Source organism: Acidovorax sp. AC410, assembly GCF_979253235.1.
In genome coordinates, this window is record NZ_CEEDCG010000001.1 from 4,891,731 (window position 1) to 4,917,433 (window position 25,703).

Consider the following 25,703-nt stretch of genomic DNA (forward strand, 5'->3'; position numbering starts at 1 on the left):
TCAGGCGAACTCGATCCCCTTGGCCGTGAGGCCCACCAGGTCGATGCGCGTGGCGGTCAGCTCCAGGTGGGCCGCCATCACCACCACCTCATTGAACGAGACGCCGCTGGCCATCAGGTCCGTGAGCGGCTTGAGCTCGGCCTGCGTACCTGCGCGGCCCATGACGTTGGTCCACAAGAGCTGCGCCACCTGGGCAGGCGTCTGCGCGCCCAGTCCCTGCAGGCCGATGCCCGCCAGCGTCTGGCTGGTGGCCCCGGCGTCCAGCGCGCGGATCACCTCGCCGACCAGCCCTTTGTTGGCCAGGGCTGCCGTGCCGCCCAGGGCACCCAGGAGCTTGGCGGCTTCGCCCGCGTGGCCGCCCAGGTCCAGCGCCAGTCGGGTGTCGTTGAATGTGATCCGCTCCACCCGCGCAACATCCAGCATGGCACCATCGGTCAGGCGCTGCAGAGTGGCGTTTCCATTGTCCGTCTGGATGTGCGTCTGCCCCAGGGTGGCGGGGATGACCACGGTGTCGATGCCCGCCCCTCCATCCACATACCGGGCCAGGCCCAAGGTCGGGCTGATGCTGTTGTTGCCGGCGTCGCCGTTCACGATCACATCGCGCACGGCGTCCACGCGGATGGCTCCGGCATTGGCCATGCCCTCCAGCAGTTGCGCCGGCGTCTTGCCCGCGGACTGTTGCGGGAACACCTGGGCGAAGAGCGTTGCGACTTCCAGTGCCGTCTTGCCCGTCAGCGTCTGGATGATCGCTCCCTCGCCCTGGTTCAGATCGCGGCCAATCCACTTCTGGAACAGGTAGGCCCCGGCTTCCTCGGCCGCACTGTGCGCCACCGTCAGGCTCGGCCCGGTCGCAAAGCGCACCTGCTCCACATCGACCAGCCAGTCCGAGACGCCACTGGCGGTATGGGTCAGCTTGATGCCCGCGCCATCGAGGGTGACGGTGTAGTCGCTACGCGCCCCTTCTTGCACGGCCACGTCGAAGCCCGTGCCGCCATTGAGCTTGTCGCTGCCCGTGCCACCGGAGAGCAGGTCATTGCCGGCACCACCGAAGACGGTGTCGTCACCGGCATCGCCGAACACCTGGTCATCGCCGCCCTCGCTGCCCACGGTGTCGTTGCCGCCACCGCCGTGGATGGTGTCGTTGCCGGGGCCGAGCACGATCCACTGGGCCGATCCATCGCCGCTGGCGATGTTCTGTCCGGCGCCGCCGATCACGCGCACGGCACCGACGATGGCCACGAACTCCACGTTGTCCACCTGGATGACCGTGCCCGGGGGCAGGGCGCTGGTGTCGATGACGATGGCCTGCTGGCCGCTGCCGCCGGTGATGACCAGGGGAACGGCCGGGTTGAAGCCTGCGCCCACGGTGGGCTTGAGGGTCTGCACGGTCAGCGGCTCGGTGGCACCCAGCGTGGCCAGGAAGGCCTGGGCCTGCGGGCCCAGCTCGGAGCCCGTGCCGGCCAGGCGCTCAATGCGCTGCATGAGCTCGGCCTGTGCGGCTGTGCCGGTGGGTGCGGTGGGCAGGCCCTCGGCCGCCAGGCCCATGCCGGTGGGCACGCCCGCCTGCAGCAGGCTCTGGCCGCTGCTGTCCTTGGCCAGGGGGATGTCGGCCAGGGTGGGGTTGGGCGTGCCGGGTGTCTCGGGGCGGTTGGATGGCACCACCGGGACGGTGACGATGGTCGCGCCATTGGTGCCCGGCGTGGTGGTGATGGGTACGCCGTCCACGGTGGTGGGGGCGGGCGGCGGTGCCGACGGGCCCGGGTCCTCGGCCGGTGGGGGCGCCGGTACCGTCAGCGTGAAATCATTGTTGTTGCTGCCGCCGGTGTAGCTGGCCTTGAGCGTGGTGGCGTTGGCCGTGATGCTGCCGGCCTCGGCCAGCGCGTTGAAGGTGCCGGAGATGGAGGTGCCGTTGACAAACTTGTCGAGCAGTGCGTAGACGTCGCCCCCTGCGGGCGTGTAGCCGAGCGAAACATCCAGGATGGCGCCCGCGATGCTCACAGCGCCTTCGGCTTCGAGCTGGTCGTAGGTGCTGGCGCCATTGATGTTCACGGCCAGCTTGCCGCCAGCGGCAATGGCCAGGTCGCCCAGAACCCTGAGCTTGCCCACGCCGGCACCTGCCGCCGTGTTGCCGGGTGCCAGTGTGCCGCCGCTGGCAACGGTGAGCGCGCCATTGACCGTGCCCGTGCCGGCCATGGTGGCGCCGGAGTTGACGGTGACGGAGGTGTTGTTGAGGAAGCCCGCGCTGCCCAGCACCAGGGCCCCTTCGGCCACCGTGACGTCGCTGAAGTTGGCCGTGGCGGTCAGGGTCAGCGCGCCGGAGCCGGTCTTGACCAGAGAGCCCGAGCCCTGGGTCGTCCCTGAGAACACCGTGTTGGCGCCGTTTCTGCCCACGGTCAGCACTTTGTTGGCCAGGCCCAGGACGCCCGCTCCGGCCAGGGAACCTATGGTTTCATCGGCGCTGGTCAGGTCGAGCTTGCCACCGGCATTGACGGTGACCACGTTGTTGTTCGCAATCGCAGCGCCCCCCTGCAGGGCGAGGACGCCGCCGTTGACCGTGGTGGAGCCCGTGTAGGTGTTGGTGCCGGACAGCGTGAAGGTGCCCGAGCCCACTTTCTGGATGCCGCTGGTGTTGGTGGAACTGATGACGCCGCCAAACTGCGTGCTGGCGTTGTTGTTCCCGGTGATCAGCGTGTAGCCCAGTCCCACGCTGCCACTGCCGGCCAGCGAACCGATGGTCTCGGTGCCTTGTTCGACTGTGAGTGTGGCCCCGCTGGCCACCGTCACATCGCTTTGATCAGGGATGGAACTGCCACCCCGCAGGGCAAGCGTGCCGTCGCTGACCGTGGTGCCACCGGTGTAGGTATTGGCGCCGGACAGCGTCAGCGTTCCGCTGCCCGTCTTGGCCAGTGCGCCTTCGCCATCCAGCACGCCGCTGAAGGTGGTGCTGGTGCCATTGGCGCCGGCGGTCAGTGTCGCAACCAGTCCCACCGTGCCGTCTCCCGCGATGGATCCGACGGTCTCGTCGTCCACCGCGCTCAACGTGGCGCCGGCGCCCACCGTGATCGCGCCACCGTTGGCAATGGCGTTGCCACCCTTTAGGGCGAGCGTGCCGCCGCTGACCGTGGTGGTTCCGGAGTAGGTGTTGATGCCGGACAGCGAGAGAACGCCGGTGCCGGTCTTGACCAGGTTGCCGGTGCCGCTCACCTCGCCCGACAGCGTGACGGTGGCATTGGCCTCGATGGTGGCGTTGCCGGTCAGCTCAATGGCGTTGTCGATGGTGGTGCCGCCGGTGACCGCGAGCTTGGCCCCGTCGGCCACGGAGATGCTGCCGCTGCCCAGATGGGCGTCGCTGGCCACGCTGAGCGTGCCGGCGCTGACCAGGACGGTGCCGGTGAGGGCGTTGGAGCCCGACAGCACCAGGGTGCCGCTGCCTGCCGTGGTGATCCCTCCCGTGCCCGCCAGGGCGCTGCTGATGGTGAAGGCGGCGCTGTCGGTCTGCACGTTCAGGCCTGCGGCCAGGTTCAGCGTGCTGCCTGCGATGGTGATGGCTCCGGCACCGGTCAGGTCGAATGTGGTGCCGGCGGGCACCGCCGCGTTGGAGGCCAGATGGATGGTCCCGGCAAGGCCGGCGGCGAATGTGATCGTCTTGTTGCCGCTGACCGCCAGCGCTTCGCGCAGTGATCCTGGCGTGCCGTCGTCAAGGAGGTGGGTCACTTCGACCACGACAACTGCCGATGTGCTGCTGAAGAAACCGAAAAATTCCTGCCCACCGGCGCTGGCTTCGGGGTCTGTGGCGTAAGAGGGGTAGGTCGTCTGGTAGGTCATGGTGCGGTAGTCCCGAGGCTCGAACAGGAAGGTGGCGGGTGTGCCTGATGGCGGCGCATGGCTGCGCGATCAGCAGGGCGGGGTACGTGGATGCGCGCCGAGCACAAGTCGCTGGGCGGCTGTGGTCCGAAGACTGGCTGGCAGGAAGAAGGCATCGGCAATGGGGGGGCATGGGTCCTGGCTGCGACCCTGCGTACTGTTCCGGTGTTCCTTGGCTGCGGATGCAGGCGGGCGCTTGAGGCATGCCCGCTGCTTTGTAATCGGTTGTAAATGAAACCGCGGCAAGGGTCAACCCGCACCGGCAATTCCCCAGCATGCCGGGTGCGCAAGGGCCTCTGGCAAATCGCTGCCATCCACCCTGCGCCATGGGTGCCCTGGCACGGCAAGCGCACGCCAGGCCTGGGCTCGCGCGTTGGCGACGATAGGAGCCTGTCGGACTTGGAAATCGTCGGCTGCAAATCGGCCGCAGCGGTCCATTTTTCACCGTCTTTTTGCCCCATAGCCTGGCTATGGGGCTGCAAATCCGGCAAAAACTGTCCTCGCTGAGGCCGATTTTCGCTTTCGACGCTCCAAGTCCGACAGGCTCCTTGCAGGCGCGCCGGAAACGATTCGGTGGCTTGCGGCTGATTGTTGACGACGTGTCGGCAGACTGCAACACATCCTGCGCGTGCCGGGATCTTGGTGGCAGGCGCAGGCTGCACCGCATATATGCAGCGCATTGGCCGCCAGCTCCGGCCTGGCAACACTGCGGGGCATGAGCTTCATCCCACCCCAACGCCCCGGTCGCCCGGATCCACTGGCCCCATCGGCGGGCGGCCTTGAGAGTCCTGCCGCACAGGAGATTGTCGGCCTGGTTGCCCGTGGCGAGATGGGCGCCGACGAGGTGCTCGCCCTGTTGGCCGAGGCGAGCCAGGCCGATGCCGCGCAGCAGCGCAGGGACGCAGAAGCCCGCGCGGTGCGTGTGGGCGCGCTGGGCCGGCGGCTCTTGTCGCTGGCGCAGGAGCAGGTGCAGCAGCGCCAGGTGACCGAGGAGCGCTGGTACAAGGACGTGCGCCAGTTCAACGGGCAGTACGACCCCGGCATGTTCGGCGACGAGGGCGAGTACGGCAGCCGGGTCTTCGTGCCGCTGACGCGGCGCCTGTGCGGGCTGGTGGAGGCGCGGCTGTTCGACATGCTGTTCCCCAGCGAGGAGCGCAGCTACGTGATCGAGCCCACGCCCGTGCCCGACCTGGACGAGGCCCTGGACCTGGCCGGGCAGTTGCCGCCGGGCACACCCATGCAGTCGCCCGAGGGGCCGATGCTGACGGCAGGGGCCATCAAGGACGCCATCGGCACCCTGATGGACGAGGCCACGAAGCGCTGCGACGCGATGCAACGCGAGATCGACGACCAACTGGCCGAATGCAGCTACCCGCGCCATGCGCGCGACGTGATCCACGATGCGGTGCTGTACGGCACCGGCGTGCTCAAGGGCCCGGTGCCGATGTTTCGCACCACCAAGCGCTGGGCGCGGCAGGGCGATGGGGCGTATGTGATGGGCCTCACGCGCAAGCCGCTGCCGCAGGCCGCGCGCGTGGACATCTGGAACTTCTTCCCGGACATGAGCAGCACGCACATCCGCGAGGCGGAGTTCGTGTTCGAGCGCCACTACCTCACGCGCCAGGAGGCGGCCGACCTGCAGGACATGCCCGACGTGGACGCCGATGCCCTGCGCCGCATGCTGGGCGCCGAGCCGACCGCGCCCACCAACAACTACCGCGAGCGGCTGCGCGCCATCAGCGGCGCCAGTGGCGCTAAGGACCGGCGCTACGAGGTGTGGGAGTACCACGGCCCCATCACCGCGCAGGACCTGATCGACTGCGGCTGCGCGGTGGAGGACGATCCGCTCAAGACCTACACCGGCGTGGTCTGGTTCGGCAGCCAGGGCGAGGTGCTGAAAGCGGCGCTCAACCCGCTCGATAGCAACGAGCACCCCTACAGCGTGTTCACCTGGCAGATGGACGAGGCCAGCATCTTCGGCTTTGGCATGCCGTACGAGGTGCGCGACAACCAGGAGAGCGCCAACAGCGCTTTTCGCGCCATGCACGACAACATGGGCCTGTGCGTGCTGCCCCAGGTGGTGGTGGACGACCAGGCCATCGAGCCGGTGGATGGCTCCTGGCGCATGGCGCCGGGCAAGTTCTGGCGCAACAAGCGCCCGGGCTCGGACGCGCGCCAGGGCATCCAGTTCATCGCCATCGATGCGCGCTTGCAGGAGCTGCAGGCGATCTTCGGCATGAGCAAGCAGCTGATCGAAGAGGTGGGCACGCTGCCGGCCTTTTTGCAAGGCACCGAGGCGCCCAACTACATGCAGAGCGCCACGGGCGCGAGCATTGCCTACAACGCGGCCAACCTGTGGGTGCGCCGCGCGGTGCGCAACTGGGACGACGACATCGTCACGCCGCTGATCACGCGCTTTTTCGACTGGAACATGCAGTACAGCGAGAAGGCCGAGATCAAGGGCGACAGCCGCGTGCGTGCGCTGGGCATTGCCGCGCTGGTGGAACTGGAAGGCCAGGCGCAGCGGCTGCAGGCCTTCATGCAGACGGCGCAGGCCATGGGCCTGCCGCCAAGCAACCAGATGCGGCTGATGCGCGAGTTTGCGCGCGCCTTCAAGCTCGACCCCGACCGCGTGCTGCCCACCGAGCAGGAGATCGCCCGCATGCAGCAGGCTGAGGCGCAGCAGCCCCCGGGCCCAAGCGGCCCCGACGCCGAGCGCCTGGCCCAGCAGCGCGAGCAGGCCGCGATGCAGGGCGAGCTGGAAAAGGCCCGCCTGCAACTGCGCCGCGACGAGGCCATGGCCCAGCGCGAGCTGGCACAGCAGCGCATGGCGCTGGATGCCGCCAGCACTGCCGCGCGCGAACGCATGGGCCAGGCCGACGCACAGAGCCGCCAGGCCTTCGAGGCGCAAAAGACCCGCGCCGTGCTGGCCGACCGCCAGGCCGACCGCGACAGCAAGGCGCAGATGCTGAATGCCGAGATGGCATTCAGCGCACAGATGGGCAAGGGCGTATGACCGGAGGGAATTTCACATGAGCTGGATGGAGCAGATCAACCCCGCCACCGCCGTGTGGCGCGGCGTTGAGGCCTACGCGGCCGAGCGCATTGCCGAGCTGACCACGGTGTGTACCACCGTGCGCTCCAGCGACGCCGAGATCCGCGCCGCGCAGGCCGCCATTCAGGAGCTGCAGGCCCTGCTGGCGCTGCCCGGCCGCATTGCCCTGCAGGCGCAGCAGCGCGGCACCACCGACCGCAGCAAAGGATATTGACCATGGCACAGTACACGCAGGATCACGTCAACGCGGCCTATGCGACCGAGCGGGCCAACGGGGCGTCGGACGAGGACCTGGCACGCATCGGCAAGTCGCTGGGCGTCACCGACGCGCAGTTCAACCTGGCCAGCCAGGCCTGGGGCGCAGCGCCGTCGCCAGCGCCGGCACCCGCGTATGCGCCATCGCCGGCACCCGCCGCAGTCTCCTCCGGCTGGGAGGGCGGGCGCGACCTCACGGCCGACGAGATCAACACCGGCAAGCAGTGGTCGGTGGGCAAGACCAGCCAGGAAGTCGCCGCACAGGCCCAGGGCCTGGGCCTCACGCAAAAGCAGTTCGGGCAACTCTACGGCTGGTCGGCCGAGGACTCGGCCATCGGTGGCTATGGCACCACAGGCGGGCTGGAGAAGCCCTACTACGACTACACCTACGACGCCCAGAAGGGCTGGACCAAGGACACGAAGAAGCCGCCCACCACGGGCATCAACCTGTCGCAACTGCAGGGCATGACGCGCTGGGACGTGGCGCCCAACGAGACGGTGCGCAGCCAATTGCAGCAGATCATTGCCGACGACAGCCCGCTGATGCAGCAGGCCCGCGCCCGCGCGCTGCAGACTGCCAACACGCGTGGCCTGCTCAACAGCTCCATGGCCATGACGGCGGCCGACTCGGCGATGTACGACGCGGCCATGCCGATTGCCCAGCAGGACGCGAGCACCTATGCCCGCTCCGGCGAGTTCAACGCGGGCCAGGCCAACACCTTTGCGCGCGACAACAACGCCTTCGTGCGCGATGCCTATATGGCCGACTTCAACGTGCAGGCCAACGAGTGGGCGGCGCAGCAGCAGTGGGACCGCGACTACCGCATGCTGGACCGCCAGCAGCAGCTGCAACTGGAGCGCGATGCCGTGCAGAACGGCTACCAGTCGGCTCGCGACCAGTTCGCGGCGCAGAACCAGCTGAGCATTGCCCAGTTGGACGCGGCTTCGCGTGCGGCCAGCATCCAGCCTGACACCAGCATGGCGCGGCTGCAGTTGCAGCTGGATGCAGACGAGAAGAAGACCAATCAGCAGATGGCGCTGGACGGCCGCAACACGCTCACCAACCTGCGCAACGATGGCACGGACAAGATCTTCCGCATCCAGACCAGCGACATGAGCCCGGAACGGAAGCAGGAGGCCATCGACAACGTGGTCGATATGACCAATAAAAGCCTTGGTAACCAGGCCACGTACCTGGGAATAACGCCGGATAGCTGGCTGCTCACGAAACGCACGACAACGACCAGTGAGCCATCGCCAGCGCCCGCAACCAGCGCCAATCCCGATGGGAATGGCGGTGATGGGCCAGGCGAATGATCCGCCGCGCCACGCGTGACGACCTGCCCGGCATGGTGGCTCTGGCCTTGCGTGAGCACGCCGCCAGCCAGTTCGCCCACCAGCCGGTGGACCTGGCCCAGGTGCAGGCCTCGTTCCTGGGGGTGATCCATGGCATGGCTGGCGTCGTGTTCGTGAGCGAAGAGGGCGGCCAACTGCGCGGCCTGATCGCTGGCATGGTGCAACCCGGCTTGTTCAACCGCTACCAGACCGCCTTCGAGCTGCTCTGGTACGCCGAAGACGGCTCCGGCCTGCGGCTGCTGGCCGCTCTCAAGGCCTGGGCCGCGCGAATGCGCGCCGTGCAGCTGGTCGTGCATGACTACGCGGGCATTGCTGACCCCACCCGTTTCAACAAAGTCATGGCCCGCCGGGGCTTTGGCGTCATGGGCACGGCCTACGTGTCCGCACTGGAGAGCTGATCCATGGCCGTCGTTATCCCCATCATCATGGCCTACACGGGCGCCACTGCCACCATTGCCTCTGCCGTGGGCCTGACTGCCGCCATCGGATCAGCGGCAGCCGCCACCGTGGTTTCCACGGTCGCGTCCATTGCCTTTCAGGTCACCGGCATCAATGACAAGGTCAACAAGGCGGCCTCCAAGGTCTTCGGCGAGGACATGGTCAAGGTGATCAACATTGCCGGGGCCGTGTATGGCGCGGTGAATGGTGGCTTCAACTTTGGCGAAGGTGGCGCCGGCCTGACCGAGGCGGGCGGCGCGCTGAGCACGAAGGCCATGCTGGACGGCACCACCGCCTTCGGGGCCAACTCCGCGCAGGGCGCATTCAACCTCGCAGATGCCGCGAACGTGGGCAAGGCTGCCCTGGATGGCACCAACGCGTTTGGCAACCACTCGATCCTGGGCCAGGGAGACCAGGGCCTGCTGCGACTGGGCGGGGACGGGCTGCCGATCAACGACGTCGCCGAAGTGGCCAGGGTTGCCGGGCCCGCTGCCTCGGCGGGCACCAGCGTCGCCGCGCCTGGCCAGCCCTTGGGGATGGACATCGACCCCATCGAGGGCCCCGCGGGTCTGCACAAGACCGCCCTGACCGGTGCTGCGGCACCGATCGAAGGCCCGGCTCAACAGGTCTTCTCGCGCTACGTCCAGCCCAACGCCTCGGCCCCCGTGATCGCCCCTGCCATGGCCGGAGGATCTGCCACGGCGCCGGTGGCGCCCTTGAAGGGCAGCTTCTTCGACCGGCTCGGCAACCTGGCGACCAGCGAAAAGGGCCTGGGGGCGATTGTGCAGGGCGTCGGCACCGGCATCACCAACGCATCGAAGGAAAGGCTTGAGCGCGAAAGGATGGCCATGCTTGAGCGCAACTACCGCAGCGTCTCTGGCGTTCGCGTCGCATAAGGAACCACCATGAACCTGAACCAAATGGCCCGACAGGGCGCCCCTGCGCAAGACCCGACGGTCGGCAGCACCGGCGGTGGCCAGCCCGCCAGCGCCAGGCAACAAGCCCAGTTCGACATGCTGCTGGGCCGTGCCCGCCAGATGATGGGCGAACAGGCACAAGCGTGGCGCGAGGCCATGGACATCGACCCTGCGCAAGCCGCGGTGCGGATGGGCACGCAGACCCTGCGCTACCTGGCCCAGCAGTCCGAAAAGGCCGGCCAGCCCGTGGACCCGGCCGTGCTGCTGCATGTGGGCGTGCAGTTCGTCAAGGACATCGCCGGCCTGGCCAACGACGCGGGCATGGTGCCCGACGAGCAGCTCGAACCCTTTTTGCAGCAGGTGATGCAGGAGTCCATCGCCGAGTACATGCGCATGGACGCCGAGGATGGGCTGATGCCTGCGCCGCCGCGCGGCGCAGGCCCGGCGCGGGTGGCGCCCACGGCACGGCAGCAAGGGGGTGTGCGATGAGCTTCTTTGCCAACCTCCTGGGCGGCACGCTGCAAGGCGTGGGCGCCGGCATGTCGGCCATGGCCGCCGATGAAGAGAAGCTGCAGGCACAGCGCGCGCTGCTGCAGGACAAGCAGCAGGCCGCGCTGGAGCTGCAGCAGCAACGCACGGCCGACCGGCAGTGGCAGCAAGAGCAGACGCAGGCGCTGCAGATGAAGGCGGCAACGGGCGGCGCGGGCGGCAGCGGTGTGGGCAAGGGCCGTGCCGGCGCGGAGGGCATCAACCTGGCCAGGATGGCCTACGACGCCCGCACGCCCGAGGAGCAGCAGCGGGTGATCGCCCTGGTGGACAGCTTCCACGGCAACGATGCCGCCAGCGTGCTGGCCGAGCGGATGTATGGCACGCCGCGCATGACCCGCACAGAGCCCACGGCGGGCGACTTTGCGCGCCATGACCGCGCGGGGGACATGCAGGCCGCTCCGCCCACCACCACGCTGGAGCGCGCGCAGTACGACGCTGACAAGGGCGTGCAGGCGCTGCAGCGGGCGTATGCGATGTTCATGGAGCCTGGCAGGCCGAACGAGACGGGCGGCGGCACTCGCGCACGCGAAGGGCTGCAGCCTGGTGACGCCCCCGATGACGGTGGCGGTGCCTACCCGCGCAGCAGCAGTAGCGGCAGCAGCGTGCCGGCGGCCGATGCTTATCCGTCCGCGCCACCGGCCCGGGACACCAGTGCTGCAGACATGCGCTCGCTGATCGAGTCCAACAGCCGCTCCATTGCACGGCTGCAGACGCAGCCACTCCATCGGGGCGAGGCGCAGGCCAGCCGGGACGAGCAGATCCGCATGATCCAAGCAGAGAACCAGCGCATGCAGACAGGCGGCAACGCCAACCCGGGCGGGGGGCAGAGTGAAAGCCAGGCTGGAGCCCTGGCGCCCGCGGATCTGCCCAAGGGCTTGCGCTGGATCGGTACATCCAAGGGCCAGCCCGTGTACCAGCGCTCCGATGGCAGCCGTGTGGTTGCCGTCAAGACATCCAATCCCCGCGCGTCCCGCGCTCCCTGAGCCCAGACCCTATGCAGTTCGAAGACTTTGCCGGCGAGCTGGACTCGCCCGGTGCGGGCGCGTACGCGCTGTTCACGGGCGACCTTGACCCCGTAGGCGTGGATGTGGGCGTGGGCGTGAATGCGGGCGGTGGGCGCGGCGTGGTGAACCCACCCATGGCCGCCGATCTGCCCAGGCGGGCGGCTGCCATGCCTCTGCCGGCAGGGTACCTGCTGTTCAACGGTGAACTGGACCGTGCGCCGGATGAACGCGTGAACGCAGGCGCCGGGCGCGGCGCGGCCGATGACCCGCGCAGCCTGCTGCGCAAGCAGGCACCTGTGCCGCAGAAGTCGCTTCCAACCTCGCCATCATCCGTGCCGGAGCGCAGCTGGGGTGAGGCATTGTCCGATACCTCCAAGTCGCTGGCGCAGGGCCTGCTCGACGTGGGGTCGCTGCCGGGCGTGGCCTACAGCGCTTTCACGGGCGATTACGATACGGCGTACCTGAATGCGATCCGCGGCACGCAAGAGGTGCTGCAGGACGGGAAGTCCCCCGCCATGCAGGCGCACGCGCAGGCCCTGCAAAAGAAGCTTTCCACCGCCGAAGGCTGGCGTGAGAAGCTGGCCGTGGCGGGGTGGGAGACGTTGACCGACCCGGCCTTGCTGGGCGATGCCGTTGCGCGAAGCGGGCCGGGAATGCTCGCCGGGGGCTTGTTCGGGCGGGCTGCGGGCAGCGCGGTCGATGCCGCGGGCAATGCGCTGCTGGGGCGCACCATCGCCACGGGGTCCGAGGCTGCGGCCAGATCGGCCGTGGCCCTCAAGAACGCGGCACCGGTGGTGGCGTCCGGCAGCGCCGTCGGGGTATCGGCTGCGCAGCAAGGCGCTTCGGTCGCCAACGAGTTGTATGCAGAGCTGCAGAAGCTGCCCACGTCCGCCTTTGCGGCGGAGCCTGAGTTCCAGCAACTGGCCCGGGAGCACGGCGAAGACAAGGCCCGAAGCATCCTGGCCGCGGCGGCCGCAAACCGCGCACTGCTGGTAGGTACCGGGGCGTCCGTGCTGTCGATGAAGCTGGTGCCCGGCGGCGACGCCATCGAAAAGATGTTCCTGCCCTCGCACCTGAAGGGCACGGCGCGCGAGGCCGTCAAGTCCACCTCCTTCATGACCCGGCCGCTGACGAGGGGGATGGAGGGAAGCCTTGGCTCCCAGGCGCTGGAGGTGCTGGTGCGAAGGGCCCGATCCGCTGGAACCGAATCGTTCTCCGAGGGGGCCGAGGAAGCGTCCGGCGCAGTGGCCAAGGGCCTGGAACTCTCGCGGGCCGGCCAGGACGTTAAGCTCGATGAGATGGCCGGCGAGGCCGCAGGGCAGGGCATGGCCGTGGGGGGCATCATGGGCGGCACTGCGGGGGCGCACGGTGCGGGTGCAGCCCCGCGCGTGCCACAGCAGCCCACCCGGCCCACCGTTCCTCCTGCACCGCCCACAGCGCGTGAGCAACGGGGCACCGAGCCGCACACTGCTGGTGGGCCCGCATCGCCCCCGCCGCCCTCACCACCTTCTCCCTCTGCAGACCTCTCTGCTGCTCCGATTGAGCATTCCTACGCCTATTCCGGCGGCATGCTGCCCGGCAGCGGCGCCACCTGGTCAGAGGTGGCCGCCGCCGACAGGAAGGCCCAGGCCGAGGCCGAGATACTGCGCCAGGCCGATGCATTGCCCGCGCAGGATGCGCCGGCCGATGCCGATGTGGGTCAGGCTGCTCCATCAACCGCCGCTTCCACCTCTGCGGACGCCGATCCCAGCGCGGCGCAGGCCGAAGAGCAGGGCGCAGCCCGCCACACCGCAGCGGCCCAGGTTCCTATGCAGGTGCAGGCCCTCGACTCGGGCATGCTCGTGGTGCGGGGCGACCGAGCCGCGATCCAGTCGCGCCTGCAGGCAGGCGGCGTGGGCGGTGCAAGGTCTTTCTCTGGCGTGACGGTCGTGCCGGTGGAGCAGGCGGCCCTGGCGCGGCGGGTGCTGAGCGCACCGCCTGTCGAACCGGCCCACCGGCAGGTGGGCGGCGTGCCACAGCAGGCCCTGACGACAGAGAACGCTGCGCGGCAGGGGGTAGCCAGCCCTCAGGGAGCCCAGCAAGCCTCGGCAGTCCATCGTGGAGAACCGGCAGCCTCCGGCACTTCTGCCGGAGCACGAACCGCAGGCACCAGCGCGGCTGGCACCGCCGTGTCACCCACATCGCAGGGTCCGCAGGCTGGCCCGCAAGCCAGCGCTGCGGATGTGCGCGCGCTGCCACCGGCCCCCGTGCAAATGGAGCCACTGCGCGATGGCACGTTGATGGTCAGGGGCGATGCCAAGCTCATCCGTGCCCGCCTGCTGGCCGGTGGGGTGGACCGCGTGATCGAGCGCAAGGGTGGCCTCGTGGTCGGGCTCGATCAGGTGGACAAGGCGCGGCAACTGTTAGCGGCTACACCGCAGCCCGAAGCCGCCTCAGCCGCACCAGCCAGTGGGTACGGCCAGGCTGACGCCAGAACGCTGGAGAAGGCGCGCATCCTGCAGGGCGCGCCGGTGGCGGTGCTCAAAGGCAATGAAGCACCCCACGGGTATCCACTCCTGCGCGATTGGGCCGTGCGGCTGTTCCAGGCTTTCGGCGGCAAGGCCACGAACCGCGAGATTGGCGAGGTGGTGCTGGATGAGCGGTCGGTACGCGACTCCATGGCACACCGCATGAACCCTTACAAGGCTGTCGCGTTCGCCGCAGCAAGACAAGTGGTGGAGCACGGCGCGCTGGTGCTGAGCGCGCAGCACAGCCGCGACACAACGGGCCACTTCATCAGTGCGCCAGTGGATATCGGAGGGGTGGAGAACATTGTCACGGTGTTGGTTCGTACAACGCCGAACAGCCAGCGGATGTACCTGCACAGTGCCATCACCAAAGAAGGCCTCCTGAAGTCCGGTAATTCCGGGGCCGACACCGCAAGCGGCATGGAGCGACCCGGCAAGGCAACTTCAGGAGACGTGGCCAGTGTACTTCGCAGGTTGTTGACGGTCAATGTGGAGGCTCCAACTGCCAGTATCTCTGCAACCGCGCCACGCGATGCTGCGCCGAGGTTCAGCACACGCAGCGACACCTCTGCTCAAAGTCTATCGCTTGAACAGGTGCAGCAGCTTGTACAGCAAGCTTTGTCGGGGCTCAGGAACCCGCCACCAGTTGATGTCGTGCTGAGGGCTGCCGACCTGGGGATAGTCGCGCCGGAAGGTGCAATGGGTGTATGGACGGGGAATCGGCTTGCCATCGTCGTCGAGAATCATCGGCAGGTCGTACAGGTTCGAGAGACGGTTTTTCATGAGCTGTTCCATGCCGGGCTGCGCAACATCTTGCCCCGGCGTGATTATGTGCAGGCCATGCTCGATCTGGCAAAGCGTGATGCCAGGGTGCAGCAGTACGCGATGGATTGGAAGAAGGACGCACCTGAAGCGCCGATGCAGTTGCAGGCGCTGCGCGATGCCGGATGGACTGGCAGCGAGCTGACAGCGCAGTATGAAGCGCTGGCCATCGAGGAGGGCTTGGCCGTGGTGGCCGAGGAGCTTCGCGGGCGCATGCAGGCGGGCTTGCGCCTGGGCCCACAGGTACGCGTGCTCGCAAGCTGGCTGGCCAGCGTGGCGGACCGCATGGGCATAGGCCAACTGGCCCAGTCGATCCGGGCGATGACCTACAACGAGGCCGAGCGCTTCGTGATGCGCGCCATTGACCATGCTGGGGCGACAGGCGGTGAGGTTACGAGCACCGGTCAGACGCGGTTCAGCACCCTCAGTGCACAAGATCCTCAGGCCGACCTGCAAGCCGGTGCTGGGAATGCACCAGCTCCCGTGCAAATGGAGCCACTGCGCGATGGCACGTTGATGGTCAGGGGCGACGCCAAGCTCATCCGTGCCCGCCTGCTGGCCGGCGGGGTGGACCGCGTGATCGAGCGCAATGGTGGCCTCGTGGTTGGGCTCGGCCAGGTGGGCAAGGCACGGCAAGTGTTGCTGGCGGCTGCGCGAGCCCAGTCCTCGACCAGCCCATCCCGGCAGGGCCAGCAGTTCAGCCGCAGCGCGCCACCTGCGCCAGATCAGGCTTCGCAGGCCAGGGGCCTGCCATCGCAGCCCGCCACGGTTCAATCCGTGCGCGCTGCGGTTGCCAAGTTGACCAACAGCATGGGCCTGCTGGCCGGCGGCCGGGGTCGCGTGGTGGTTGCCACGTCCGACGAGATCAGGGCGCACTGGGAACCCCTGATCGGCGAGGTGGACGTCGGCTCGCAAGACCCGGGCCTGGCGCAAGGCTTCTACGACCCGAACACAGACACCATCTTCCTGATCGCCGACCACATCGAAGCCGGCCAGGAGATGGCCGTTGCTGCGCACGAGCTGATGCACAAGCATGGCAAGGCGGTGCTGGGGGAGGCAGGCTGGAGGCAACTGCATGAGGTGATAAGTACCTGGGCGGGCAAGCCCGATGGCAGCCTGGAGCGGCAGGTGTACGACGAGGCGGTGCGGCGCGTGGATGCCTCACGCCCGGCGGGCGCAGACGCGGCCAGCTACAGCAGCGAAGAACTGTTCCCCTATGCCGTGCAGGTGGCGATGGAGCTGGGTGTGGAGGCCACCGCCATGCGGCCCATCACCTCCGTGCAGGGGTGGCTTGCGCGGGTGCGGGCATCGCTGCGGGCCGTACTCGGCAAGCTGACGGGCAATCCGCAGGCGTTCGATGGGCAGGACCTGGTGGACCTGGCGTTTGCGGTGGCGCAGCGGGAGATTTCGAGACATCCCTTCGCCACATCGAATACCGAGGTGGAGGAGGCAATTGCCGGGACAAGTGCCACCAGCGAAGCTGAAACTGCAGTTCTCCAATTCAGCCGCTCACCTGGGACAAAGGCTACCTTCGAAGCGCGTATTGATGCGTTATTCGCTGGAGACAAGCCGAGGGGCATTCATCGGGGTGAGCAAGCCGCAGTCGTACTTGATCGGTCCGACATGCTGGAATTCCTTAAGATCACCAACGGCCCGGTTTACCTGGACGAAACTGCAGTAGGCAAGCCAGATCGCGGTTTGCCGCGGGGCTCACCCGCAAAACATCCCAACATGACCGCCGAGCAATGGAAGAACGTACCGCAATGGCTGGAGACTCCAGCCGCAGTTTTTGATTCTGACACGGTAACCGGTGATTTGGTGCTGATAGCGCCAGAGCTTGTTAACGGCGCGATAGTCATGATGACCATCAATCCCAAAGCCCAGGGAAACAGGCCGGGAGTGACCGTCGGTTTACTGACCAATGCTTACGACAAGGACGGCGGCCCACCACCTGTGGGCAAATGGGCTCGCGAAGGAAAGGCCTGGTACATCGACAAAAAAGTATTCCCGGATGTCCTGCGAAGGGTCAGAGTCCAATCCTCCGATGCTTTTCAGAACAAGCCGGGAACACGACGTATTTTAACTGACAAGCAGTTCGGAGGTTGGAAAAAGGAGAACCGTTCGGACTTTTAAAAGTACCACTCCTGCGGTCTACTTTAGGTGAGCACCGGGACCTCCCTTCGATATTGTGGTGAGTCAAACTGCTTGGACTGAAGGGTAAGGTCTTGCGACGTGGGTCACTTGATGGCTACGGTCGTCACCTCAGCCAACATCAAGACGCACTGGGAACCCCTGATCGGCGAGGTGGACATGGGCTCGCAAGACACCGGCCTTGCCCATGGCTTCTACGACCCAGAAACAAAAACCGTCTTCCTGATCGCCGACCACATCGAAGCCGGCCAGGAGATGGCTGTGGCTGCGCACGAGTTGATGCACAAGCACGGCAAGGCGGTGCTCGGTGAGAGGGGCTGGAGGCAACTGCACGAGGTAATCGGCACCTGGGTGGGTAAGCCCGATGGCAGCCTGGAGCGGCAGGTGTACGACGAGGCGGTGCGGCGCGTGGATGCCTCACGCCCGGCGGGCGCAGACGCGGCCAACTACAGCAGCGAAGAACTGTTCCCCTATGCCGTGCAGGTAGCAATGGAGCTGGGCGTGGAGCCTACGGCCATGCGCCCCATCACCACGGTGCAGGGCTGGCTGGCCCGGGTGCGGGCAGCCATGCGCGGGGCGTGGGACAGGCTCACAAATCGGCCCGAGCTGTTCGACAGCCAGGATCTGGTGGACTTGGCGTTTGCAGTGGCACAGCGCGAGAACCCGGCATATGCCAGCGAGTTCGACGAGCCCTCAGCTTCGGTTTCGCCAGGGCCGGGCATAACGGCCCAGCAGGCGCAAGACATTGTGGACAAGGCGCTTGATGGTCTGGGGATGCGTGGAATGGTCACGCCGCAGGTTCAGAGCAATCCCGGGGCTATCGGCCTTGTCGCCCCTTCGAGCGAAGTACCAAGTGGAGGCAATAGGAGGGGTGAAATCTACCTTTACCTTGAGGGAATCAGGGATGAGGTTGAGGGGTTCAGGGTCGTATTCCACGAACTTTTTCATCTGGGCCTCAGTCAGTCGGTCAAGCCTGAAGAATACCGCCAGGCGATGCTCAAATTCTTGTCGGACCCGTTGGTTCGCAAGTACGCTGCGCGTTGGAGAATGACAGAAGACGGGCACAGCAGCAAGGGCAAGTTGCCCGTCAACGACTGGTATGCCAAGGCCGTGGAAGAGGCCCTTGCGGACATGGCTGAAGAAATCCACCATGGCCGCCGTGGCATAGGCACCCGGGAGATGGCGGGCTGGGTGCGGCGCACGATTGCCTGGATAGCCGACCTGGCGCACCAGTGGGGCATGCCCAAGGTGTCCCGGCGATTGCGCGGCATGACGCTGACGCAGGCCGAGGCGTTCGTTGTGGGCACGGTGCTCAAGGCCCGCACGGGGGCGCCAGTGCTGCTGCGGGATGCGCGCTGGGCGACTTCGCGTGAAGAAGGTAGGAATCCAAATGAAGGTAAGAATCCAAATCTCACCCAGCAGTTGGATGAGGCATCTCAAGGGCCACCTATACCCAGGTTGGATGTAAGTGAGCGATTTAGTATCAACCGACTTGATGGCCTGATTAATATCGACTATCTTGATGCAGAAAATGGAATCCATGGCTTGAATGCCTACGTCAATCGAGACGGAATTCTCTTATTCGAGATACGTGCTCAAGGCGACGCGTCCGTCCTGGGGTCAGGTATAGACATGTTTGCCAGCTTGATGCAGCGAATAAAAAGTGAAAATATTGAGATTAATGGAATTAATGGGCTATGGGATTCTGAAACCGACAGCGTGAATGCTGCCGAATTCGTACGGAATATCAACGCCGGAATGACAAAGGAGCGAGCTGCAATGAGTACCTGGACGGGTAGGGTTGTCTCAAAATACGGTTATACTCAAGTCTTGGTTTCAGCCCCAATGGGGCGCGTGCAGTTTGCTTATTTTAGGAGGCCAAATTTATGATGGAACTAGCTCAAGGCGTAGCTGCATCCGTTTTATTTAGGGATATGCTGAAGAAAGATCCAACCTTGACGGGGCGAGATCTTTCTCATCTTCTTGCCATGCAATATCCAGAGTTAGATGCTGGAGCAATTCAATTGGTTCGACGCTGGGTCGGAGTTCGGGCTCAGGGGGGGATTCCTGATTCGGACCTGGATATGGTTATGGCAGAGCTTTTGCGGTTATCCGGATACCTGAAATAGTATTCAATAATTAAAGCCAGAGGCAGGTGCCGCTCAATATGCTCTTCTGGCTGAGTGGCGCAGTGGTAGCCCTCAATGCCTGCAGCCCAAAAAATGTACGCGGCCGGTGGTCTGGATTTTTGACGAAACAGCACGCCGTTCAATTGGACTGGAAACCAGGAAAGGCACTGGCCAGCTACCTGCCAAACGGTCAGATCGGTGGTGACGAATTCCTGAACACGACGGGGCTTGCCCCTCAATCAATGGGCGGATTTGGTACGAAGCCGACGTCGGTTTGATACCTACGAGGAAGCGAGCGAGCCAACCGGGAACACGGCTGCTCTACTCCAGCGACGGCCTACTTTACATTTCCCACGACCACTACGAGACGGTGTACTCGATAGGACAATGGAGGCGATGATGATCAAAGAGCTTGAAGGCAAAAAAATCCGATCAGAGGCTGAATTCCATGCGGCGATTGCCTCGGCATTGGACTTTCCTGGGTATTACGGACGTAACCTGGACGCACTCTGGGATGTTTTGACGGGTGATGTCGAGCGGCCAGTTGTGCTGGTGTGGAAGGATGCGCAGGCGTCGCAAGCGGCTCTGGGGGACAGGTTTCAACCAATCATCGAATTAATGCGTCAGGTTGAAAAGCAGGATGCTGCTTGGGGCCTGGAAGAGAAATTCGAGCTGCGGCTGAAGTAGCTGAGGCAATCTCCCACGGCTCGCGAGTTGATGCTCGGAGGGATTGGTGACGATCATCTGGGAGCGCCCACGCCTGAAGCCTCCACCGGTTGCGTCGCGCTCGGACGCATGGATCGATCTGTTGCAATTCAAGCCAGGGCAGAACGGAGCCATGGCCTACAGCATTGCGGCCAACTATGCCCACAACACGGGGCGCATCCTCATTGGCGACCCTTCGGGTGTGAGCGATGCGGCGCTACTCCGGCTTGCCGAGTTGATGCTGTCTAGCGCCTTGAAGTTCGGCACCACAGACCACCTTGCACCGCACCCACGGCAAGTGGCTGGCGATGCCAGACTCGGCGTTCCTCCGCTGCTCTGGGTCTATGGCGACAGCGTGGGCAACATCCAGCGCCTGATTGACGTGAATCTGGCTACTCTTGAAAATACTTTCCCCGACGCCAAGAACCTGACCTATGACCTCGACACCGGCCACTTCATCGACGCCCGCACCGGAGACATCACATCCAGGGAGGCACTGGCTCGATCCTTTAACGTCGGAAGAGCTGCGGGCACTTTATCAGCGGATGGCGCCGGCTGGCGCACGGTTGCGCGAGGAGCTGTCTTGCGCGCCCTTTTGGGCCGATGGGATCAAGGCAGCCAGGGCTCAAGCGAGGGCCCAGGGGAAGAGCGAAGAGGTGGCCGAGGCGAAAGAGTGGATGGGGCTGGCCGCAAACGAGATCAACGCGCACCGTCCCGAGACGGCGAGCTCGAACGCGGTCGCAGCACACTGGCTGGAATTGCTGAACAGCGAGATCGACTCGCCAGTGACGACCGCGAGCAACGGATCTTCTACAGCCGCAACCGAAGATCCAGTGAAGTAGCGCAATAGCCGCCGCTCTGGACATTGCTTTCCCCGAAGCCAGGAACCTCACCCATGACCTCGACACCGGCCACTTCATCGACGCCCGCACCGGCGACCGACTCTTCAAAGAAGCACTGGCTCGATCCTTTGACGGCGGACGAACTGAGAGCGCTATACCAGCGAATGGCGCCGGCTGGCGCACGGTTGCGCGAGGAGCTGTCTTGCGCGCCCTTTTGGGCCGATGGGCAGACTCACGCGAGGAACAAGGCGCTGGCAAGTGGGCAGAATCCGGACCTGACCGAGGCGAAGTACTGGATGGGGCTGGCCGGAAACGAAGTCAACGCGCACCGTCCCGAGACAGCGAGTTCGAACGCGGTCGCGGCACACTGGCTGGAATTGCTGAACAGCGAGATCGACTCGCCAGCGACGACCGCGAGCAACGCATCTTCTATAGTCGTGGCAGGCGATCCTGAAGTAGCTCCGTAACCGCGATCAGGCGACTTCGCTGAGCGGGTGTCTTGCCGTTCGCCGCAGCGGCCCAGGCCCGGCCCCGGTGCAAGTGCTGGACTCGGGCATGCTCGTGGTGCGGGGCGACCAGGCTGCGGTCCCGTCGCTCCCGCAGATGATCCCCATGATTGTGGCCGCCGCTACGACCGGGCCGGTGGGTGGCGCGGCGGTCGCCGGGGGCACCAGCGCACTGACCGAGTTCGGCAGCGCCATCCGTGAATTCGCCCGCGACAACGGCGTGGACCCATAAGAACGTGTTTGTGGCCTTTTCGGGGCCGCGCAAGTGCCTTGCCGGGATGGGATGCAAGGCGCGGGGTGCAGTTGATAGCCCCGCTATCAACAAGCGCCGCAACGCCGCAGACCGCCCGGCAAGGCACTTGCCCGAAGGGTTGGGGCGAAATCGGGCGATTGGACGCCCCGGCTGCTTGCATGGGCACGAGCCCATGCGGCGCATCCGAAGCATCCACTCATCCCGGTTGCGCCCCAACGCGGCCCCGAAAAGACCGCAAACACGTTCTCCGACAAAGAGGGGCTTGGCCGGTTGTTCGCCGACCCCGACATGCTTCGTGCAGCCATGTCCTACGCGGGCAAGGGCGGCTTGATTGTTGGTGCGCTGGATGCTGCATCCGGCGGGGTGGCTGGCAAAACGCTGGTGCCCAGGGCTATCAAAAACCAGCTCGTGCGCCAGGCCATCAACGCACCGCTGCAGGCCGGTGTGCAGGGAGCCATGGGTGGTGCCGGCGAGGCGGGCAAGCAACTGGCGCAAAAGGGCCAGATCGACCAGCCCGGCCAGGTGTTGGCGGAGATGGTGGGCGAATGGGGCATGGCTCCGGTAGAAGTACTTGCGCTTTCCAAGGATGCCCGGCAGGTACTGGCCGGACGCAATGCTGTCGCCCTGAGCCCCGCAATGCAAGTGGACAGGGGATCCTCCCAATCACCTGTTGGGCGGAAGGCGCCTTCTCGGGCTGAAGTGCCGCCCGATGCGATGCGCGAGGCCGCCTCGTCTAGGGATCAGGCGGAGGGCTTGGCTCATGAAGTGGTGCAAAACGGTGTGACTGCTTCGAGCAGTCTTGCACGCAAGACGAAAACGGATGAACTGCCGGCACGGGAAGACAGCGCGGCAGATGCTGATGTCACTTCAACCTTGCCAACCGGTGACGGCAGCCGCTTGCCCGGTGCTGCTGATGGAAATGGATACCGGCCATCGGGTAACGCTATCTCCACGCTTGATCCTCAAACGGTCAAGAAAGCAAGGATCTTGCAGGGTGAGCCCGTTGCAATCTTGCTAGGCAATGAGGCGCCCCGCGGATTTGCCTTGTTGCGCGCATGGGCCTCCAAGCTCTTCGCGGATGCTGGTGGCGTCGCTGTTCACCCGGAGTTGGGCGAAGTGGTTCTCGACGAGCGAGCGGTGCGAGACTCCATGGCACACGGCATGAATCCATCCAAGGCCGTGTCATTCGCGGCCGTGAAGGCCGTCGTCGAGGGCGGCGCACTTGTGCTCAGTGCGCAGCATGACCGAGATGCGACGAGTTTTTACATCAGCGCGCCGGTAGAGATCGATGAAAAGGGGAACGTCGTCACCGTGCTGGTCAAGAAAGATCCGAATACTCAACGGATGTATCTGCACAGTGTGAGTACAAAAGAGCGTCTCCTGAATACCAGGTATTCCGGGACTGACACCAAGGATGGTGTGGAGCGATCCGGCAAGGCTACTTCAGGAGACGTAGCCAGTGTAATTCGCGGGCTGTTGACGGTCAACCTGAAAGACGTCTCTGGGGACGCAAGTACCCCGGCCATGGAGCCAGAAGTGCCCACGGCGGGTCCGGTGGTAGATGCCCCAACGGCGGCGCCTGTCGGTGCAATGCACTTGACCGACAAAGGCACGCTGAGCGTGGAGGGGGATCCTCGCCAGTTGGACAAGCGACTGCGCAATGCCGGGGTAGACAAGGTGTGGATGTGGCTCGACAGCGTATGGGTCGGGCCCGAGCAGGCTGCACGGGCCCAGCAGGTGCTGGCACCGCTACAGCCTGGCGCTGATGCCGATGCGGTAAGGCAGCCGTCACCATCGGTGCAGATGTCGATGCGCGAGGGCGGCATGCTCGACGTGCAGGGCGACACCAAGGCGGTGCGCCAGTGGCTTGAGGACGCGGGCATCCCCGGGGGTGCCATGACAGATGGGCCAGAGGGTGTGATCGTCACGGCGGGGAGCGTCGAGCGGGCGAGACAGGCGTTGGCTGGGCATGCGTCTCCGGTCGGGGTCGTGGATACCCTCCCTGCCGAGGGCGCGCCGGTGCCATTCTCACAGGTTCGAAATGGCGGCATTGATTCAGGCCCTGTGGCTGGGGATTTTTCTTCGGAGCGAGGTGATTTCCATGGCAATGCCTCAGGTCGAGCGAGCCAAGGCGTTTCAATGGGGCCGCAGGAACTTCAATCAAAAAATGGAGCGCCTCACGCATTTGGCCGCATTTCATTTCAGCAGGGCGCGAGGCCTGATGCAAATGAGCTTCGCGCTGGCCGAAGCCTGGCTGATTTAGGCTACAACGTCATCCATAAAGTTACAGCGAATGACCTTGGTGTGCCGGAGACTCCCACGGCGGATCTGGAGGTTGAAGGCATTGGGCAAGTGGACGTTTACACACCGAATACGTCTGAAGTGAAAAATATTGTTCGGGAAATTGAACGCAAGAAGGAGCAGGCTACGTCAGTTCTTATACAGACGGACCTCGACGATGCCAGTATCCAAGCGATCCAGGATAGATTTTGGGGAAAACCAAATGCGTTAAGGATTCAGAGCTTGTTTTTTCAAGACTCCGGTGGGAGAATGATTTATGTACCTCGACCAAAGAAAGGAAATTAAAGATGGCCAAATTTCGTTGCCGTTGCGGGCATGAAATGCGTTTGACCGGCGCCGATTCGCCGTACGAGTTTTCGCTGATTCCCGAGGCCGCAGTGATAAATATTTCAGATCAGCTTGAATCTGGAAATGTATCGTCGGAGAACTTCTTTGATGAGATTGATAAGGTTTCCAGGCTTGTTTATCGATGCACGGAATGTGACCGGTTGTATGTAAAAAATGAGTCGAATGTTTTTGATGTTTATGTAAAAGAGCTGCTGTAAGCTGGATTATTTTAATATGTGGGCAGTCCCACTTCTTGTGGGAAAAGATGGTGGTATTGTGATATCTGACCCATTGAGGCTTGCGGTGGGTGATGTGGGTTATCGAAAAAACATAAAGATGATCGATTATTTGGTAAAATTGGCCGAAGGAAAATAGGGATTTTAATGATTGACCAATATAAAGATCAACCGACGCCATCTCAATCGATTCCTCTTCTCCGAACTTTCTTGGGGCGCAAGCTGATTTCATTCACGAGATACAGCATATTTCCCAAGGAAGAGGCGGGAGCCGAAATGGAAGAGTCGCCTTCGCGTGTTTTTGAAGGGACTGAAGGGCCGCTGGGTCTCACGTTCGAAGGAGCCGGAATCCTCGGGGTTGGGGAGGATGACAGCCTTAATAGTGCGATTGTTTGGCTTGACAGTGACAGACATAGGCGGCTTGGCGCCACGCCGATGAGCGAAAAGGAGGGTGTACTTTTTCCAATTGAAGCATCAGATCCCGTCTTTTCGCAAGCGAAATGGCGCGATTTTGTCGGTGATCAATTGATTGGCATGTCCATCATCAAGGAAAATCCGATTAATCCTCGACTGGAGAATCGGCCGTGCGAGGTTGCTCTGTGCTTGAGCTGGCAAAAAAATGGCAAGCTTGCAGCGATACTGGGAGGGCAAGGCGATGATTATTGGGCGTCCAACAAGCTGATGCTATGGAATGCAGTGCAGCCCAAGTTGAACTCCCGATTCTACGAAGTGCCTTTGCTGTAGCTTCAGTTGGTAGGTACGCTTTGCCGAGCCATGGGGGCATCTTTCAATACCGCCCACCCTTTGGCGGGAAGTCGGGGTATTGAAAGGTTCCCGAATTTGAGGTCCGGTGTGAAGGCCCCGTGATTATTGGCGGGGGGAAAGTAACCTATCCGGAGTAGCCCGGCGGGCCGCTCTGTTCACTGCAACGGCGGTGTATCGGGCGGCGGTGCGATCAGGCCCTGCCAGGTGCCGGCAGGCCCGGTGGGCTGACCAGGGGCGGGGCAGGCGAGGCGCCTTACGCCGCCAGCGGCCGCGCGATGGGGCGGTCGACCTGCGACATGCGCAGTGCGTTGGACACGGTGACGTCCAGGCGGCGGGCCCAGGAGTCGAGGTCGTGCCGCTGGGCGGTGTCGTGCCGCTCGTTCCAGGTGAGTTCGGCCACCAGGCGGTCGGGCAGGTCGAGCACCGTGCGGAATGCGCGGTCGTTGGCCATGAGGGTCCAGTTGAGCAGCACGGCCTGGGCGTCGGTGGAGGCGGATACGCTGGGCGCAAACCTGCAGATGCCGGCGCGGCTGAATTCGAAGAGTGCGGTAATCACGTTGGGTATGCCACAGTCACTGGGTTGGCCAGGTGTTGTGCCTCAGGGACCATGGCACCCGCGGGGAGTTGTTCTCCGGGGCCTGGGGTCGCCGGGGGCGAGCATGTCTGTCCTTGGCAAAACATTGCTTGCCAGGGAGCATCGATCGTGATTGGAGCGCAAATT

The 25,703-nt window shown here is 64.6% G+C and carries 20 protein-coding genes; 18 read left to right on the forward strand and 2 right to left on the reverse strand.

The annotated features are described in order from the left end of the window. Positions 1–3,825: a beta strand repeat-containing protein gene (locus AC0IZS_RS22630; protein ID WP_471637700.1), complete on the reverse strand. Its 3,825-nt coding sequence runs from the start codon at positions 3,823–3,825 to the stop codon at positions 1–3. Positions 3,826–4,579: 754 nt separating this feature from the next. On the opposite strand from AC0IZS_RS22630, the gene AC0IZS_RS22635 reads away from it, so the two are divergent. The 18 genes from AC0IZS_RS22635 (at position 4,580) to AC0IZS_RS22720 (ending at position 24,961) form a co-directional block, all read left to right on the forward strand. Next, a complete protein-coding gene (locus AC0IZS_RS22635; RefSeq protein WP_471637701.1) occupies positions 4,580–6,880 on the forward strand; it encodes a portal protein in 2,301 nt (766 codons plus the stop codon). Positions 6,881–6,896: 16 nt separating this feature from the next. Continuing rightward, positions 6,897–7,133, forward strand: a complete 237-nt coding sequence (locus AC0IZS_RS22640; RefSeq protein ID WP_471637702.1) for a hypothetical protein — start codon at positions 6,897–6,899, stop codon at positions 7,131–7,133. Positions 7,134–7,135: 2 nt separating this feature from the next. Then, positions 7,136–8,491, forward strand: coding sequence for a hypothetical protein (locus AC0IZS_RS22645; RefSeq protein ID WP_471637703.1), 1,356 nt, complete (start codon positions 7,136–7,138; stop codon positions 8,489–8,491). Continuing rightward, on the forward strand, positions 8,488–8,928 hold the full coding sequence (locus tag AC0IZS_RS22650) for a GNAT family N-acetyltransferase (RefSeq protein ID WP_471637704.1): 441 nt from the start codon (positions 8,488–8,490) through the stop codon (positions 8,926–8,928). Before AC0IZS_RS22645 ends, AC0IZS_RS22650 begins: the two co-directional genes overlap by 4 nt. Positions 8,929–8,931: 3 nt before the next feature. Then, positions 8,932–9,864, forward strand: coding sequence for a hypothetical protein (locus AC0IZS_RS22655; protein WP_471637705.1), 933 nt, complete (start codon positions 8,932–8,934; stop codon positions 9,862–9,864). Between the two features lie 9 nt (positions 9,865–9,873). Then, a complete protein-coding gene (locus AC0IZS_RS22660) occupies positions 9,874–10,374 on the forward strand; it encodes a hypothetical protein (protein ID WP_471637706.1) in 501 nt (166 codons plus the stop codon). Then, positions 10,371–11,417: a hypothetical protein gene (locus AC0IZS_RS22665; protein ID WP_471637707.1), complete on the forward strand. Its 1,047-nt coding sequence runs from the start codon at positions 10,371–10,373 to the stop codon at positions 11,415–11,417. The genes AC0IZS_RS22660 and AC0IZS_RS22665 overlap by 4 nt, the downstream gene beginning before the upstream one ends. Before the next feature lie 11 nt (positions 11,418–11,428). Continuing rightward, positions 11,429–16,900, forward strand: coding sequence for a MuF-C-terminal domain-containing protein (locus tag AC0IZS_RS22670; RefSeq protein ID WP_471637708.1), 5,472 nt, complete (start codon positions 11,429–11,431; stop codon positions 16,898–16,900). A gap of 111 nt (positions 16,901–17,011) precedes the next feature. Then, positions 17,012–18,808: a hypothetical protein gene (locus AC0IZS_RS22675; protein ID WP_471637709.1), complete on the forward strand. Its 1,797-nt coding sequence runs from the start codon at positions 17,012–17,014 to the stop codon at positions 18,806–18,808. Further along, positions 18,805–19,047, forward strand: coding sequence for a hypothetical protein (locus tag AC0IZS_RS22680; protein WP_471637710.1), 243 nt, complete (start codon positions 18,805–18,807; stop codon positions 19,045–19,047). The genes AC0IZS_RS22675 and AC0IZS_RS22680 overlap by 4 nt, the downstream gene beginning before the upstream one ends. A gap of 38 nt (positions 19,048–19,085) precedes the next feature. Continuing rightward, entirely contained in the window at positions 19,086–19,325 is a 240-nt protein-coding gene (locus AC0IZS_RS22685) for a hypothetical protein (RefSeq protein ID WP_471637711.1), read from the forward strand. A 121-nt stretch (positions 19,326–19,446) separates the two neighbouring features. Beyond that, complete coding sequence (locus tag AC0IZS_RS22690; RefSeq protein WP_471637712.1) at positions 19,447–19,734, forward strand: barstar family protein; 288 nt, start codon at positions 19,447–19,449, stop codon at positions 19,732–19,734. A gap of 46 nt (positions 19,735–19,780) precedes the next feature. After that, entirely contained in the window at positions 19,781–20,602 is an 822-nt protein-coding gene (locus AC0IZS_RS22695) for a hypothetical protein (protein ID WP_471637713.1), read from the forward strand. 45 nt (positions 20,603–20,647) lie between these two features. Further along, on the forward strand, positions 20,648–21,061 hold the full coding sequence (locus tag AC0IZS_RS22700) for a hypothetical protein (protein ID WP_471637714.1): 414 nt from the start codon (positions 20,648–20,650) through the stop codon (positions 21,059–21,061). A 145-nt stretch (positions 21,062–21,206) separates the two neighbouring features. After that, entirely contained in the window at positions 21,207–21,332 is a 126-nt protein-coding gene (locus AC0IZS_RS22705) for a hypothetical protein (protein WP_471637715.1), read from the forward strand. 291 nt (positions 21,333–21,623) lie between these two features. Further along, positions 21,624–23,939, forward strand: coding sequence for an LPD3 domain-containing protein (locus AC0IZS_RS22710; RefSeq protein WP_471637716.1), 2,316 nt, complete (start codon positions 21,624–21,626; stop codon positions 23,937–23,939). A 2-nt stretch (positions 23,940–23,941) separates the two neighbouring features. Beyond that, the gene (locus AC0IZS_RS22715; protein WP_471637717.1) at positions 23,942–24,199 is read left to right on the forward strand and encodes a hypothetical protein; all 258 of its coding nucleotides are present in this window, start codon (positions 23,942–23,944) and stop codon (positions 24,197–24,199) included. Between the two features lie 165 nt (positions 24,200–24,364). Beyond that, positions 24,365–24,961 carry a hypothetical protein gene (locus AC0IZS_RS22720; protein ID WP_471637718.1) on the forward strand — a complete coding sequence of 199 codons (597 nt, stop codon included), beginning with the start codon at positions 24,365–24,367 and terminating at the stop codon, positions 24,959–24,961. Positions 24,962–25,235: 274 nt separating this feature from the next. On the opposite strand, the gene AC0IZS_RS22725 is transcribed toward AC0IZS_RS22720, so the two are convergent. Next, positions 25,236–25,538 (reverse strand): hypothetical protein, encoded by a 303-nt coding sequence (locus AC0IZS_RS22725; protein ID WP_471637719.1) that lies wholly within the window; start codon positions 25,536–25,538, stop codon positions 25,236–25,238. Positions 25,539–25,703: the final 165 nt, after the last annotated feature.

Coding starts and splice junctions, on each gene's coding strand:
- AC0IZS_RS22675 (WP_471637709.1), top strand. CDS start 17,012: ATGGCTACGGTCGTCACCTCAGCCAACATCAAGACGCACTGGGAACCC.
- AC0IZS_RS22635 (WP_471637701.1), top strand. CDS start 4,580: ATGAGCTTCATCCCACCCCAACGCCCCGGTCGCCCGGATCCACTGGCC.
- AC0IZS_RS22680 (WP_471637710.1), top strand. CDS start 18,805: ATGATGGAACTAGCTCAAGGCGTAGCTGCATCCGTTTTATTTAGGGAT.
- AC0IZS_RS22685 (WP_471637711.1), top strand. CDS start 19,086: ATGCTCTTCTGGCTGAGTGGCGCAGTGGTAGCCCTCAATGCCTGCAGC.
- AC0IZS_RS22700 (WP_471637714.1), top strand. CDS start 20,648: ATGACCTCGACACCGGCCACTTCATCGACGCCCGCACCGGCGACCGAC.
- AC0IZS_RS22660 (WP_471637706.1), top strand. CDS start 9,874: ATGAACCTGAACCAAATGGCCCGACAGGGCGCCCCTGCGCAAGACCCG.
- AC0IZS_RS22650 (WP_471637704.1), top strand. CDS start 8,488: ATGATCCGCCGCGCCACGCGTGACGACCTGCCCGGCATGGTGGCTCTG.
- AC0IZS_RS22645 (WP_471637703.1), top strand. CDS start 7,136: ATGGCACAGTACACGCAGGATCACGTCAACGCGGCCTATGCGACCGAG.
- AC0IZS_RS22630 (WP_471637700.1), bottom strand. CDS start 3,825: ATGACCTACCAGACGACCTACCCCTCTTACGCCACAGACCCCGAAGCC.
- AC0IZS_RS22720 (WP_471637718.1), top strand. CDS start 24,365: ATGATTGACCAATATAAAGATCAACCGACGCCATCTCAATCGATTCCT.
- AC0IZS_RS22670 (WP_471637708.1), top strand. CDS start 11,429: ATGCAGTTCGAAGACTTTGCCGGCGAGCTGGACTCGCCCGGTGCGGGC.
- AC0IZS_RS22640 (WP_471637702.1), top strand. CDS start 6,897: ATGAGCTGGATGGAGCAGATCAACCCCGCCACCGCCGTGTGGCGCGGC.
- AC0IZS_RS22715 (WP_471637717.1), top strand. CDS start 23,942: ATGGCCAAATTTCGTTGCCGTTGCGGGCATGAAATGCGTTTGACCGGC.
- AC0IZS_RS22705 (WP_471637715.1), top strand. CDS start 21,207: ATGATTGTGGCCGCCGCTACGACCGGGCCGGTGGGTGGCGCGGCGGTC.
- AC0IZS_RS22690 (WP_471637712.1), top strand. CDS start 19,447: ATGATCAAAGAGCTTGAAGGCAAAAAAATCCGATCAGAGGCTGAATTC.
- AC0IZS_RS22665 (WP_471637707.1), top strand. CDS start 10,371: ATGAGCTTCTTTGCCAACCTCCTGGGCGGCACGCTGCAAGGCGTGGGC.
- AC0IZS_RS22655 (WP_471637705.1), top strand. CDS start 8,932: ATGGCCGTCGTTATCCCCATCATCATGGCCTACACGGGCGCCACTGCC.